This window comes from Desulfosarcina variabilis str. Montpellier (assembly GCF_048565275.1).
Lineage (GTDB): Bacteria > Desulfobacterota > Desulfobacteria > Desulfobacterales > Desulfosarcinaceae > Desulfosarcina > Desulfosarcina variabilis.
The window spans coordinates 1,273,340-1,287,843 of the sequence record NZ_CP159846.1 but is presented as its reverse complement, the minus strand read 5'-3'; the positions used below and the strand labels follow the sequence as shown (position 1 = coordinate 1,287,843).

Annotated in this window: 14 protein-coding genes; all 14 read left to right on the top strand. The window is 54.1% G+C overall.

Going from position 1 to position 14,504, the window contains the following annotated elements; translation table 11 throughout:
• Nucleotides 1-88 precede the first annotated feature (88 nt).
• The 14 genes from fabF (at nucleotide 89) to Dvar_RS05575 (ending at nucleotide 14,501) form a co-directional block, all read left to right on the top strand.
• Nucleotides 89-1,330 (top strand): beta-ketoacyl-ACP synthase II, encoded by a 1,242-nt coding sequence (fabF, locus tag Dvar_RS05640; RefSeq protein WP_419660728.1) that lies wholly within the window; start codon nucleotides 89-91, stop codon nucleotides 1,328-1,330.
• Between the two features lie 514 nt (nucleotides 1,331-1,844).
• On the top strand, nucleotides 1,845-2,297 hold the full coding sequence (gene rpiB / locus Dvar_RS05635) for a ribose 5-phosphate isomerase B (RefSeq protein WP_419660727.1): 453 nt from the start codon (nucleotides 1,845-1,847) through the stop codon (nucleotides 2,295-2,297).
• 67 nt (nucleotides 2,298-2,364) lie between these two features.
• Complete coding sequence (gene glyA, locus Dvar_RS05630; protein ID WP_419660726.1) at nucleotides 2,365-3,618, top strand: serine hydroxymethyltransferase; 1,254 nt, start codon at nucleotides 2,365-2,367, stop codon at nucleotides 3,616-3,618.
• A 21-nt stretch (nucleotides 3,619-3,639) separates the two neighbouring features.
• Nucleotides 3,640-4,149 (top strand): deoxycytidylate deaminase, encoded by a 510-nt coding sequence (locus Dvar_RS05625; RefSeq protein WP_419660725.1) that lies wholly within the window; start codon nucleotides 3,640-3,642, stop codon nucleotides 4,147-4,149.
• A gap of 51 nt (nucleotides 4,150-4,200) precedes the next feature.
• The gene (gene nrdR / locus Dvar_RS05620; protein ID WP_419660724.1) at nucleotides 4,201-4,662 is read left to right on the top strand and encodes a transcriptional regulator NrdR; all 462 of its coding nucleotides are present in this window, start codon (nucleotides 4,201-4,203) and stop codon (nucleotides 4,660-4,662) included.
• 77 nt (nucleotides 4,663-4,739) lie between these two features.
• Nucleotides 4,740-5,843, top strand: coding sequence for a bifunctional diaminohydroxyphosphoribosylaminopyrimidine deaminase/5-amino-6-(5-phosphoribosylamino)uracil reductase RibD (ribD, locus tag Dvar_RS05615; protein ID WP_419660723.1), 1,104 nt, complete (start codon nucleotides 4,740-4,742; stop codon nucleotides 5,841-5,843).
• Between the two features lie 39 nt (nucleotides 5,844-5,882).
• Nucleotides 5,883-6,548, top strand: a complete 666-nt coding sequence (locus Dvar_RS05610) for a riboflavin synthase (protein ID WP_419660722.1) — start codon at nucleotides 5,883-5,885, stop codon at nucleotides 6,546-6,548.
• Nucleotides 6,549-6,671: 123 nt separating this feature from the next.
• A complete protein-coding gene (locus Dvar_RS05605; protein ID WP_419660721.1) occupies nucleotides 6,672-7,898 on the top strand; it encodes a bifunctional 3,4-dihydroxy-2-butanone-4-phosphate synthase/GTP cyclohydrolase II in 1,227 nt (408 codons plus the stop codon).
• 18 nt (nucleotides 7,899-7,916) lie between these two features.
• Nucleotides 7,917-8,390, top strand: coding sequence for a 6,7-dimethyl-8-ribityllumazine synthase (gene ribE, locus Dvar_RS05600; RefSeq protein ID WP_419660720.1), 474 nt, complete (start codon nucleotides 7,917-7,919; stop codon nucleotides 8,388-8,390).
• Nucleotides 8,390-8,830, top strand: a complete 441-nt coding sequence (gene nusB / locus Dvar_RS05595; protein WP_419660719.1) for a transcription antitermination factor NusB — start codon at nucleotides 8,390-8,392, stop codon at nucleotides 8,828-8,830. Before ribE ends, nusB begins: the two co-directional genes overlap by 1 nt.
• 161 nt (nucleotides 8,831-8,991) lie before the next feature.
• Nucleotides 8,992-9,645, top strand: a complete 654-nt coding sequence (locus Dvar_RS05590; RefSeq protein WP_419660718.1) for an MBL fold metallo-hydrolase — start codon at nucleotides 8,992-8,994, stop codon at nucleotides 9,643-9,645.
• A 24-nt stretch (nucleotides 9,646-9,669) separates the two neighbouring features.
• Nucleotides 9,670-10,743, top strand: coding sequence for a flavodoxin-dependent (E)-4-hydroxy-3-methylbut-2-enyl-diphosphate synthase (gene ispG, locus Dvar_RS05585; protein WP_419660717.1), 1,074 nt, complete (start codon nucleotides 9,670-9,672; stop codon nucleotides 10,741-10,743).
• A gap of 93 nt (nucleotides 10,744-10,836) precedes the next feature.
• On the top strand, nucleotides 10,837-12,357 hold the full coding sequence (gene proS, locus Dvar_RS05580; protein WP_419660716.1) for a proline--tRNA ligase: 1,521 nt from the start codon (nucleotides 10,837-10,839) through the stop codon (nucleotides 12,355-12,357).
• 2 nt (nucleotides 12,358-12,359) lie between these two features.
• Entirely contained in the window at nucleotides 12,360-14,501 is a 2,142-nt protein-coding gene (locus Dvar_RS05575; protein ID WP_419660715.1) for a RelA/SpoT family protein, read from the top strand.
• Nucleotides 14,502-14,504: the final 3 nt, after the last annotated feature.

Below are 14,504 nucleotides of genomic sequence, written 5' to 3'. Positions count from 1 at the left end.
GAATGGTGTACCACCACAAAGTGGCATCATTCTTTCATTCAAACTCAAGTATTGGTAATTCACAATTGTACCAGAAGGGAACGAATCGTTGAGCAGACGGGTTGTCATTACCGGATTGGGGCTTATTACACCGCTGGGTATCGGCATCGATGAAACCTGGCCGGCCCTGTGTGAGGGACGCTCGGGAATTGGCGAAATCACCAGTTTCGACACGACCGGGTTTATCACCAAAATTGCGGGTGAAGTAAAGGGATTCAACCCCGAGGACTTTCTCCCCAAAAAAGAGGCCAAGCGTACGGAAAAGTTCATTGCCTATGCCGTGGCAGCCTCCCGGATGGCCGTTGAAAGCGCCCGTCTGACCATCGATGAAAAAAACGGGCCGCGTATCGGTGTGATCACCGGGTGCGGGTTGGGAGGGCTGGCGATGCTGGAGTTGACCGCCCGCACGGTCCAGGAAAAAGGGCCTAAACGCTGCAGCCCATTTTTCATTCCCATGCTCATCGGCAATATGGCCCCGGGCATGATTTCGATTCATTTGGGCGCCAAGGGGCCCAATATTTCCGTGGCCACGGCCTGTGCCGCCGGCGCCCATGCCATTGGCGATGCCTGTAATACGATTTTGCGCGGGCAGGCGGATGCCATGATTACCGGTGGGGTGGAATCGGTCATCACCCCAACCTGTATCGCCGGGTTCAATTCCATGAAAGCCCTGTCCACACGCAATGACGATCCCCAGCACGCATCGCGGCCTTTTGACCGTGATCGAGACGGATTCGTGGTCGGCGAGGGATCGGGGATATTGGTTCTGGAAGCGCTGGACCATGCCCTGGAGCGGGGCGCGCCCATTCTGGCGGAGATGGTCGGTTACGGCCAAAGCGGCGACGGCTATCATATGACCTCTCCCAGCCCGGATGGGGATGGGATGATTCGGTGCATGCAGGCGGCGATCGACAGTGCCGGCATCACCTGCGATACCATCGACTACATCAATGCCCATGGTACCTCCACACCGCTTAACGACCTTTACGAAACCCGGGCGATTAAAAAGGTGTTCGGAGAATCGGCCACAAAAGTCCCCATCTCCTCCACCAAATCCATGACCGGTCATCTGCTGGGCGGTGCCGGTGGTATTGAAGGCGTCTTTACCGTGCTGGCCTTGCAAAACGGAATCATTCCGCCCACCATCAATCTGGAAAACCCAGGTGATGAATGCGATTTGGATTATGTTCCCAATGTTGCCCGCAAGGCGGATATTACCTATGCCATGTCCAACTCTTTCGGTTTCGGGGGGACCAACGCAAGCCTGATATTGAAACGCTACGAGCCATAGTTCATTGGAATGTTAAAATGTTGCCGAAATCTTGCTACGATACGGTGCCGATCCAACGATCACCGATAAGTACAACCATACGCCGGTTTATTATGCCGAAGAGTATTCATACGGGCATATGGAAAAATTAATTAAAGCGCATTCTCCGCAGAATTAGCTGACAAACAATAGAACCAAACTATCGAAGGCCATCAGCAGGGCTCCTCCTTCTCTCGTTGGATTGGAAATGGAGTATGCAACGTCGAAAGAAGTAATCGTACGGCATTAATTGTTCAAAATGGTTCTATAACCATCCATACGCCTTGTCGATACGCTTAAGTCTGACAAAATCGGGCACATTTTTTATCGCAACCCAAATCCCATCTCATCGGTCCAAGCCAGTCAGAATCATCAACATTTCATCGCTCGGATGCAGACGCAGGCCATTTTTTTCCTTGCGATGCCTCCACGTTCTGGATATGTAGACATGTTAACTATTTTGTTGATACTTTGTCATTGAAAGGAAGCCAGTATCATGACCGAATCATCCGCCCCAAAACGGATCATCATCGGTTGCGACCATGCAGCCTATCGGCTTAAAGAAACAATCAAATCAGCGATGGCCGACCAAGGCATCGACGTTACCGACGTCGGCACCCACAGTGAAACCTCGATGGACTACCCGGAAACCGGTAAAATCGTTGCCGAAAAAGTGTCGTCGGGTGAATTCGAGCGCGGAATTCTGATCTGCGGCACGGGGCTGGGCATGTCCATGGTGGCCAACAAATTTCCCCATGTCCGCGCCGCCCTTTGCAATGACCTGTTTTCGGCTGCCATGAGCCGGCGCCATAACAATGCCAACATCCTGGTCATGGGCGGCCGGGTCATCGGCGATATTCTGGCCCTGGAAATCCTGCAGACCTGGCTGGAAACGCCTTTTGAGGCCGGTCGGCATCAGCGCCGGCTGGACATGTTTGACACGATTTAAGAACGATTCAAGACGCAGATATCGGGTTCATACCGAAGCCGTGAATATTAGAAAGAGAGAACCACCGTTGAATACAGAGTTAATTCGAAAAGTCGATCCTGAAATTGCCCGGGTCATCGAAGATGAAGCCGCGCGCCAGCACTCCCACCTGGAACTGATTGCCTCGGAAAACATCGCCAGCCGGGCGGTCATGGCAGCGCAGGGCAGCGTTCTGACCAATAAATACGCAGAAGGCTATCCTGAAAAACGCTATTACGGCGGCTGTGAATTCGTTGACCAGGCGGAACAGCTGGCCATCGACCGGGCCCTGGCCCTGTTTGGGGCAGACAGCGCCAATGTCCAGCCCCACTCCGGCTCTCAGGCCAATATGGCGGTCTATTTTGCACTGCTCAATCCCGGAGACACCATCCTGGGCATGGACCTGGCCCATGGCGGTCACCTGACCCATGGATCCAAGGTCAGTTTTTCCGGGCGCCTATTCAATTTTGTGCATTATGGCGTGAGTCGGGAAACGGAAACCATCGATTACGATCAGGTCAAACAACTGGCCCAGCAGCACCGTCCCAAAATGATCGTGGCCGGTGCCAGTGCTTATCCGCGGCTCTTCGATTTCGCGGCCCTGGCTGAAATCGCCCGCGCCGTGGATGCCTTTTTAATGGTGGACATGGCCCATATCGCCGGTCTGGTGGCCGCCGAGGTTCATCCCTCTCCGATTCCGCATTGCGATGTGGTCACCTCCACCACGCATAAAACCCTGCGCGGCCCCCGGGGCGGGCTGATTCTGGCCCGTGAAGCCTTTGGCAAGAAAATCAACAGCCAGGTGTTTCCCGGCATCCAGGGCGGCCCCCTGATGCACGTTATCGCCGCCAAAGCCGTCGCCTTCAAGGAAGCGTTGAGTGCTCCTTTTCGTCAGTACCAAAAAGATATTGTCACCAACGCCGCCACCCTGGCCGAAACACTCCTGGCGAATGGGGTCGATCTTGTTTCCGGTGGCACCGATAATCATCTGATGCTGGTCAACCTGACCCGGCTGAATGTTACCGGGCGGGATGCAGAAGTGGCCTTGGGTCGTGCCGGCCTCACGGTCAACAAGAATGCCATTCCCTTTGATACCCGCAAGCCCAACATCACCAGCGGAATCCGCCTGGGCACGCCCTATGTGACCAGCCGGGGAATGAAAGCTGACGAAATGAAAATCATCGCCAATCTGATCAGTGATGTGCTGCGTGATCCTCAAAATGAAACGGTGCTGAAAAAGACACGCGATCAAGTGCAATCGCTTTGCGATGCCTTTCCACTTTATCCCCCGTCAGACGATTAGGGACGATCAGGAATTGACCCCATGAAACCAGCAGCAAGCGGTAAACGATCAGATTATCTCTCCTGGGACGACTATTTCATGGCCGTGGCCCTTCTGTCGGCTAAGCGCAGCAAGGATCCCAACACCCAGGTCGGGGCCTGCATCGTCAACCGCCAGAAGCGGATTGTCGGTGTGGGCTACAACGGCTTTCCCACCGGTTGTTCCGACGACACCCTACCCTGGTGCCGTGAGGGAGATTTTCTTGACACCAAGTACCCCTATGTCTGTCATGCAGAGCTCAACGCGGTTTTAAACAGCGTGCCCGGCAACCTGACGAACTGCATCCTGTATACGGCGCTGTTTCCCTGTAATGAATGCGCCAAAGTCATTATTCAGGCAGGCATCCAGGAAGTGGTCTACCTGTCCAACAAATATGTCGACACGGATTCGGTTCGCGCCGCCAGGACCATGTTCGATCAAGCGGGCGTTGCCTGTCGGCAATTGTCTCCATCCACGTCGATGGTCACCATCACCTTAACGGAAGGTGCATGAAGTGTGATTCGTTGGATCATATAAAGGATAGTCAGCGGGAGGGCTAATTGTATGAAATGTCCATTTTGCGGTGAGCTTGATAACAAAGTGATCGATTCACGGGTCAGCAAAGACGGTACCGCGATCCGCCGCCGTCGGGAATGCATCGACTGCACCAGGCGTTTCACGACCTACGAGCACATCGAAGAAATTCCCATCATGATCATCAAAAAAGATGGTCGGCGGGAAGTCTTCAGCCGGGAAAAGGTCGGATCGGGCATCCGTAAAGCGTGCCAAAAATTGGACATCAGCATGAACGTAATAGAAGAGTTTATCGATGAACTAGAACGGGATTTGCGTGAGACCGGCGAAAAGGAAATCCCTTCCCACGTTATCGGTGAACGGGTCATGGCGAAATTGCACGAGCTTAGCGATATCGCTTATGTTCGTTTTGCCTCGGTTTACCGTGAATTCAAAGATGTGGAAGATTTTGTATCGGAACTCAAGCGGCTGCTGAGCCCTGTCAACAAGTAGGAGCGAACCATTATTCGTCCTTTCAGTTGAGGCAGACAATGATTATAAACACCTTCTTGCGTTAAGATTAACACCCCATGGACGACCAAACATTCATGCAACAGGCCCTGGCCCTGGCTGAAAAAGGGCGCGGATGGACATCGCCCAACCCCATGGTTGGTGCCGTTGTGGTTAAAAACGGAACAATTGTCGGCCGCGGTTACCACCGGCGCGCCGGTGGTCCGCACGCCGAAGTCAACGCCATTGATGACGCCGGCGATAAGGCCGATGGGGCCACCATTTATGTCACCCTGGAACCATGCAATCATTTCGGCCGCACCCCGCCATGTACCCGCAAAATTCTGGACGCCGGGATAAAACGTGTGGTCGTGGCCATGCCGGATCCCAATCCGGGCGTCACCGGCGGTGGCAATCAATACCTTCAGGATCAGGGTCTGGAAGTGACCACCGGCGTTTGTGAGAAAGACGCCCGGCGGTTAAATGAAGGCTTTGTCACCTGGGTCACCACCGGCCGGCCATTCGTGATTGCCAAATGTGCCGCCACCCTGGACGGACGGATCGCCACGAAAAATGGGGATTCCAAATGGGTCACCGGTCCGGCGGCCCGTGGGGTGGTGCATCAACTCCGCCATGCGGTGGACGGCATCATGGTGGGCGTGCAAACCGCCATTGCCGACAACCCCAGCCTGACCACGCGCCTTACTGGTGATGAGCCTGGATCAGATCCGACACGTATCATTCTGGATACCCGTTTAAGCATGCCTCCCACGGCAAAAATGCTGCACCAGGCATCCAGCGCGTCCACCTGGGTGATCTGTGGACCGGAGGCCCCGGCGGATCGACGAGCGGCATTGGAAACCGCCGGTGCCCGGGTAATCACAGGGGCAGTGAACGCGAATCGCATCGATCTTGCCCTGCTGATGGATCAGTTGGGCAGTGAAGGAATTACCAGCCTGCTCATCGAAGGCGGAGGCACGGTCATGGGCTCGGCACTTACCGCAGGTATCGTGGATAAGATTTGTTTCTTTTATGCCCCAAAGATCCTGGGCGGTGACGACGGGATTCCCATTTGCCGGGGCAAGGGTCCGGAAACCATGCAGGAAAGCATTGCCGTTAACGATTTGACCGTATCGCAAGTGGGGCCGGATGTGATGCTTCAGGGCTATCTCACCCCCCGCTAATCAATTGACAACAACCGTTTACACCTTATTTTAAAGACCATGTTTACAGGAATTATCGAAGGGTTGGGCACCATTTCGGCCATTGCCAATTCCGGCCAGGGCAGCCGCATGACCATTGCTGCTGATTTTGATCTGGATGGCACCCGAATTGGCGACAGTATTGCCGTCAATGGTGCCTGCCTGACAGCGGTCACCCTCCAAGGCCGGCGGTTTACCGTGGATGTATCCCCTGAAACTTTAAATCGTAGCGTGTTGGGGAAAATCAAAATCGGCGACCGGGTCAATCTGGAACGGGCCTTAAAGCTATCCGATCGGTTGGATGGCCATCTGGTTTCCGGCCATGTGGATGGAATGGGCATGCTAAAGAAAAGAAAGAGCCTGGCCAATGCCATCATTATCACCTATACGGTTCCTTCCCAGCTGGCCCGCTATATGATCGAGAAAGGCTCCGTGGCTGTTGACGGGACCAGCCTGACCATCAACCGCTGCGATTCATCCTCCTTCGACGTCAGCATCATTCCCCACACAGCCGGCCTGACCACCATCGGCCTCAAAAAAGTGGGTGATGCCGTCAATATTGAAACGGATATGATCGGCAAATATGTCGAGCGGTTCGTCCTCAACCCGGCACCGGCCAATCAAGCCGAGGCAAAGCCTGGTGGCAGTGTCGATATGGCTCTTCTGGCCAAGTCCGGATTTATCTGATAAAGACCCACAGGGGTGTAGCAAATCCACAGGGGGTGTTGGTGATACAAGGATGGTCCCATTGCATAGCCCCCGTCATTAACATGGACCATCTTTAAATGATTTTAGGAGATAACGTCCACCATGCCAAAAATTTCCATCGAACAGGCCATAGAAGACATTAAAAACGGCAAGATGGTCATTCTCGTTGACGATGAAGATCGGGAAAACGAAGGTGACCTGACCATGGCCGCTGAAAAAGTAACTCCCGAAGCCATCAATTTCATGGCCAAGTACGGTAGAGGTCTGATCTGTCTGTCGCTCACCAAAGAGCGCTGTGCCCGGCTGAACCTGCCGATGATGGTAGAAAACAATACCAGCCCCTTTGAAACCGGTTTTACCGTATCGATCGAGGCCAAATGCGGTGTCACCACCGGCATCTCGGCCGCCGATCGGGCAACGACGGTTCTTGCCGCCGTGGCTGACGATGCCAAGGCCGGCGACCTGACCCGCCCGGGCCACATTTTTCCGTTGCGTGCCCGTGACGGCGGGGTCATGGTACGGGTGGGACAGACCGAGGGCAGTGTGGATCTGGCACGGCTGGCCGGCCTCAAACCCGCTGGGGTGATCTGTGAAATCATGGACGATGACGGCACCATGGCCCGCATGCCCACGTTGGAAACCTTCAGTGAAGAACATGGGATTGGTATCTGCACCATCGCTGATCTGGTAGAGTATCGCATTCGCACGGAAAGTTTTGTGCATCGGGCAGCGGAAACCGTGATCCCCACCCTCCACGGCGGTGATTTCAAAATGATCGCTTTTGAAAACGATGTCGACGATCTTACTCATATCGCATTGGTCAAGGGAGACATCGATGCCGATACTCCCACCATGGTCCGGGTCCACTCGGAATGCATGACCGGTGACATCTTCGGCAGTCTGCGCTGTGACTGCGGCGACCAGCTCCACAAGGCCATGGCAATGATCAACGAAGAGGGGGCCGGCGTGATTCTTTACCTGCGCCAGGAAGGTCGCGGGATCGGCCTGATCAACAAGCTCAAGGCGTATGAGTTGCAACGCTGCAAAGGCATGGACACGGTGGAAGCCAACCTGAAGCTGGGGTTTAAGGATGACCTGCGCGATTATGGCATCGGTGCTCAGATGCTGGTCAATGTCGGTGTCCGCAAAATGCGCCTGTTGACCAACAACCCCAAGAAAATGATCGGGCTTGAAGGTTACGGCCTTAGCGTGGTGGAACAGGTTCCCATCGAAGTTGAACCCAACGAATACAACCGCTGTTATCTGGAATGTAAAAAGTTGAAGATGGGTCACACCCTGAGTTTTGAAGAAACCGTAACGCATCAATAAGGAGAGGAAAACCGTCCCATGCCAAATATTATCGAAGCCGGCTTGGTGGCCAAAGGAAAACGATTTGGCATTATTGCCAGCCGTTTCAACGATTTTATTACCGACAGGCTCGTTGGGGGGGCCGTGGATGCCCTGACCCGTAGCGGTGCCAAAGATGCAGACATCGACATTGTCAAGGTCCCCGGTGCGTTTGAAATTCCACTGTTAGCCCAAAAAATGGCCAGAAGTAAAAAGTACCATGGAGTGATTTGTCTGGGTGCTGTGATCCGCGGGGCCACCCCCCATTTTGATTATGTTTGCGCCGAGGCGTCCAAAGGGATTGCTCAGGCAAGCATGGAGAGCGGATTGCCTATTATTTTCGGCATTCTCACCACCGATACCATCGAGCAGGCCATTGAACGGGCCGGCACCAAAGCCGGTAACAAGGGGTGGGATGCCGCCGTGGCCGCTGTCGAGATGGCCAATCTGATGGAGGTCGTGGGAAAGGGATAATGGGAACCCGTCGAATATCCAGAGAACAGGCCCTGCAGGCCCTGTTTTACATGGACATGCACAGGGATCCGGAAGAAGATCCCGTCGAACTATTTTGTAGCTGTTTTACCCAAGACAAGCCGGCCGGCCCTTTTTTTCATCGGCTGGTGGATGGCGTCAGAGAAAATCGTGAAACCATTGACGCAGTGATCGAGCAGTTCTCCAGCAACTGGAAGATCTCACGCATGTCTTGCGTGGATCGAAATATCCTGCGCATTGCCGTCTATGAATTGCTCTATTGTGCCGATATCCCCCCCAAAGTCTCCATCAACGAGGCCATTGATGTGGGAAAACGATTTGGCACGGAAGAGTCCGGTGCATTCATCAACGGTATCCTGGATAGCATTCGCTTGGCCATGGAAGCAGACAAGCTTCAACGCATTCCAAAAACCGATGAATAGCGATTCCATCCATCAACTGTCGATTTCCGGCCACCTTCAATACTTTGCACGGTAAAACGCTGACTGGAATGATTTAGGGATACAAATCGTAAACTGGTTATAAGATGAGATTGCGTCACGAGAAGGTAAGTGACGCCACCTCATATTCAGGGAGGATTGTCTTGATTATTCGTCAAATGCCTTTAGGCCCCATTCAGGCAAACTGTTTTATTCTCGGTTGTGAAGAAACCCGCAAGGCTGTGGTAATCGATCCCGGCGATGATTCGGATCGGATTCTGACCACGCTGGCAGGTGATCAATTGACCGTCGAGCATATCATCAACACCCATGGTCATTTCGATCATGTGGGCGCCAATAAAAAACTCAAAGACGTGACCGGTGCCGATATCCAAATTCATAGCGCGGATGCGCCCATGCTGAGCCAACTCGCCGCCTCGGCCGCCGCATGGGGGATGCGGGCGGAGAATTCTCCGGCAGCCGACCGGCTGCTGGAAGATGGGGATACGATCACCTTCGGCACCCACACCTTGACCGTTCTACACACCCCCGGTCATACCCCCGGAGGCATTTGCCTGTATACGGAGTACGAAAAAAACGGTGCCAATCAAAAGGCGGTATTTGTCGGTGACACGCTCTTTGCCGGCTCCATTGGCCGAACCGACTTTCCCGGGGGCAGTTTCGAGGCCCTGATCAACAGCATCCGAACCAAACTTTTTGCACTGGATGAAAGTGTTAAAGTTTATCCGGGACATATGGGCAATACCACCATTGGCGTGGAAAAGCGCAGTAATCCTTTCTGCGGAGTCGGTGCCTGACGCATGCAGGAGTTTCAACGCAAGATGCCAATATCTATCGCTCGAAAAAAAACCCGCCGGATCATGGTTGGTAATGTTGCTGTTGGCGGTGGCGCCCCCATCAGTGTTCAGTCCATGACCAACACGAAAACCGATGATGTGTCTGCCACGATCAGGCAGATTCAACAGTTGACCGCCGCCGGGTGTGAGATCATCCGCGTGGCCGTGCCGGATCAATCAGCAGCGGCCGCAATTGATCGCATCAAGCAAGCGATCACCATTCCCCTGATCGCGGACATCCATTTTGATTATCGCCTGGCCATTGCCGCAGCCCGGCATGGCGCCGACGGGCTGCGATTCAATCCGGGCAATATCGGCAGCCGTAAAAACGTTCGCGCCCTGGTGGATTGCGCCAAGGACCACGGTATTCCCATCCGCATTGGCGTCAATGCCGGCTCGTTGGAAAAGGACATCCTGGACCGATATAAAGGTGTCACTGCCGCCGGCATGGTGGAAAGTGCCCTGCGTCACGCGGCACTGCTGCAGGACCTGGATTTCCACGATATTAAAATCTCCATCAAAGCCTCCGATGTTCCCCGAACCCTTGAGGCGTACCGGCTGCTGTCCCAACAGACCGACCTGCCCCTGCATGTGGGGGTTACCGAAGCGGGATCACTGTATTCGGGCATCGTTAAATCGGCCCTGGGCATCGGAACCCTTTTGGCCGAGGGGATTGGCGACACCTTGCGTGTGTCACTCACGCGGGACCCGGTGGAGGAAATCCGTGTGGGATATGAGATTCTGCGGGCCCTGGACATTCGGCATCGGGGGCCGGAAATCATTTCCTGTCCCACCTGCGGACGATGCGACATTCCCCTATTCGATATTGTCGACCGGGTGGAAAAAGCCCTGTTGACCCGCACCGTGCCGGTCAAATTGGCAATCATGGGATGTGTGGTCAACGGACCGGGTGAAGCCCGTGAAGCGGATATCGGCGTTGCCGGTGGCAATGGGGTGGGGATTTTATTCAAAAAAGGGCAGGTGGTCAAAAAGTTTCCTCAAGCCCAGCTGGTGGATGTGGTACTGGAAGCGGTGGACGAATTTGAACAGCAAACTTAAGCCGCGTTGACATTTTTCCTGGTCGATAAAACTGAGAAACTCGTAAAAAGTGGCCGGTGACCAACACGATCGATAGATGATAGAGAGGTAGGCATGGGAAAACAGCCAAAAAACGCCATCTCGCCTTCACGGGCGGATGACTATCCGGAATGGTATCAACAAGTCATTAAAGCCTCTGACATGGCCGAACGCTCCCCGGTTAGAGGTTGTATGGTGATCAAGCCCTGGGGCTATACGCTGTGGGAAAATATCGTGGCTCAGATGGACCGCATGTTCAAATCCACCGGGGTTAAAAACGCCTACTTCCCGCTCTTTATTCCCGTAAGCTTCCTGGAAAAAGAAGCCGAGCATGTGGAAGGCTTTGCCAAGGAATGCGCCGTGGTCACCCATCATCGGCTGGAGCAAACCGCGGAGGGCAAACTGGCGCCTGGCGGTGCGCTTACCGAGCCTCTGGTGGTGCGTCCCACCTCCGAAACCATCATTGGCGACTCCTTTTCCAAGTGGGTCAGCAGCTATCGGGATCTGCCCCTGCTGATCAACCAATGGGCCAATGTTGTGCGCTGGGAGATGCGCACACGGATTTTCCTGCGCACCAGTGAGTTTCTGTGGCAGGAGGGACACACAGCCCACGCCACAGATACCGAAGCGATCGAACGCACCCAAATGATGCTGGATGTTTACACGCGTATGGTTCAGGACTATTTGGCGATGCCGGTCATCCAGGGAAGAAAAACCGCTGCCGAGCGGTTCCCCGGTGCCGTGGATACCCTTTGCATCGAAGCCATGATGCAGGACCGCAAGGCCCTGCAGGCCGGAACGTCTCATTTTCTGGGTCAAAACTTCGCCAAAGCCTCAGACATCCGCTTCCAGACCGAAAACGAAACTGAAAGCTATGCCTGGACCACCTCCTGGGGAACGTCCACCCGCATGATTGGCGGCCTGATCATGACCCACGGTGACGATGACGGCATCATCATGCCGCCCCGGGTCGCACCGGCGCATGTGGTCCTGCTGCCCATTTACCGAAGCCCGGAAGACCGGCAGACAGTGATGGAGTATGTCAATGGCCTGGCCTCCGCACTGAGAGACATCCGCTACGCGGACAAAGATGTGGTTGTGGAGATCGACGACCGCCAGATCGGGGGTGCCCGGGGATGGGACTGGATCAAAAAAGGAATTCCTGTTCGCGTGGAGATCGGTCCCCGGGATATTGCCCAGGACTGCGTATTCGTGGGTCGTCGCGACAAATCCCACCGGGACAAAACCGCCATGCAGCGCGAAGCGTTCATTGGTCAGTTGACCACGATTCTGGACGAAATTCAGACCAACCTGTTTGAACGGGCCTGCGAGTTCAGGGATGCAAATACCCGTGAGGTAGACGATCGCAAGGTTTTTTACGACTGGTTCACCCCACAAAACGCTGAAAAACCGGAGATCCACGGCGGCTTTGCCATGTCCCATTGGTGCGGAGACCCGGCGTGTGAGGCGAAAATCAAGGAGGATCTGAACGTCACCATTCGTTGCATTCCCCTTGAGGCCACCAAAGAAAAAGGTGCCTGTATTTGCTGTGGTAAGCCCAGTGATACACGGGTGGTCTTTGCCAAAGCCTATTGACCATGATTCGAATCACCGACATCCTCGATAAGGTCACCGAAAATCATCCCGATGCGGATGTGGATATCATTGACCGGGCCTATATTTTCTCGGCCCGGGTCCATGACGGCCAGATGCGACTGTCTGGTGAGCCGTATCTTTCCCACCCCCTGGAAGTGGCCGGCATCCTGGCCGATATGAAGCTGGATTCGGTGAGTATCGCCGCGGGATTGCTCCACGACGTCATCGAGGACACGCACGCCACGGAAGAGGAAATCGGCGAGATCTTCGGGCACGACGTCCTTCACATCGTCGCCGGCGTCACCAAATTAAGTAAACTGCCCTTCAACAGTGCCCAGGCCCGGGAGGCGGAAAGCATTCGTAAAATGCTCCTGGCCATGGCCGATGATATCCGGGTCATCCTGATCAAACTGGCCGATCGCCTGCACAACATGCGCACCCTTCAGTATCATAAAAGTGAGGCCAAAAAGAAAAAGATCGCCAAGGAAACCATCGACATCTACGCACCCATTGCCGCACGGCTCGGTATCTACTGGATAAAAAACGAGTTGGAAAACCGATCGTTTGCGTTTCTCAATCCCGAGGCCCATGAAGAGCTTCGACGGCGGGTGGCCAAGGACAAGGAAGACCGGGAAAAGTATGTCGCGACCGTAAAACGCTACATCGAAAAAGAACTGGAAAAAAACAATTTAAAAGCCGATGTCATGGGCCGTTACAAGCATTTTTACAGTATTCACCAAAAAATGCTGAGTCAGAACCTGCCCTTTGAAGAAGTCTATGATATCATCGCCTTCCGGATCATTCTGGATACCATTCCCCAATGCTACGAAGCCCTGGGGCTCATGCACAGCCTGTGGCGTCCCATCGCCAAAAAATTCAAAGACTACATCGGCATGCCCAAGCCGAACATGTACCAGAGCCTGCATACCACCGTCATCGGTCCTTTTGGCGAGCGGATCGAGATCCAGATTCGCACCGTTGAGATGGACCGGGTGGCCAAATCGGGCATTGCCGCGCATTGGAGCTACAAAGAGGGCAAGGTCATTGACGAAAATGTCTCTAAAACCTTTGCCTGGGTGCAGAATCTGGTGGAAAACCAGGAGGCGTTCCGGGATCCCAATGAATTTCTGGAAAACGTCCGCATCGATCTGTTTCCCGATGAAGTCTATGTGTTTACCCCCCAAGGAGAAATCAAGTCGCTCCCCAAAGGCGCGACGCCGGTGGATTTTGCCTATTTGATCCACTCCGAAGTCGGGGCCCAGTGCGTCGGGGCCAAGGTCAACGGACGCATGGTACCCCTCAAATATGAACTTCAAACCGGTGAAATCGTCGAGGTCATCACCAGCAAAGGCAACCATCCATCCAAGGATTGGCTCAACTTCGTCAAAACGGTCAAGGCGCGTTCGCGCATCCGCCAATGGATCAAAACCCAGGAAAAAGAGCGCAGCATCTCACTGGGCCGGGAAATGTGCGAAAAGGCATTCCGCAAGTTCCGGCTGAATTTCAATACCATGCTCAAATCCGAAGAGATGGAAAAGGTGGTGGAAAGCTTCGGATTCAAGCAGACCGAAGATCTCATCGCCAGTGTGGGCTATGGTAAGATCACTCCGCTGCAGATCATCCGCAAAATCACCCCCCGTGAAGAAATCGATAACACCGAATCCATCTTCAATAAAATCGTCGCCAAAGTTAAGAAAAAAAGGGAAAAAGGCGGGGTGGTGGTCAAGGGGATGGACGATATCCTGGTGCGTTTTGGCAAATGCTGCCAACCGGTTCCCGGTGACCCCATTACCGGCTATATTACGCGTGGTTACGGGGTAACGGTCCACCGCACCGGTTGCATCAATGCCATGAAGATGAGTCCGGAACGTCAGATCGAAGTAGAGTGGAATCAAGAAACCACAGACGCCTACCCGGTCAAAATCCTCGTGCGATCCATCGACCGGGTAGGGTTATTGGCGGATGTGGCGGCCAACATCAGTAAAAGTGGCGCCAATATCTTGAGCGCTCACACCGAAACCCAGGAAAATCAAACCGTTGACGGCTACTTTACGGTGTCCGTGCAAGGCACGGATCATCTGAACCGTGTCGTGGAGGCACTCAAACAAGTGAAGCAGGTGTTGGAAGTGAAACGACTGGGTTGAGGC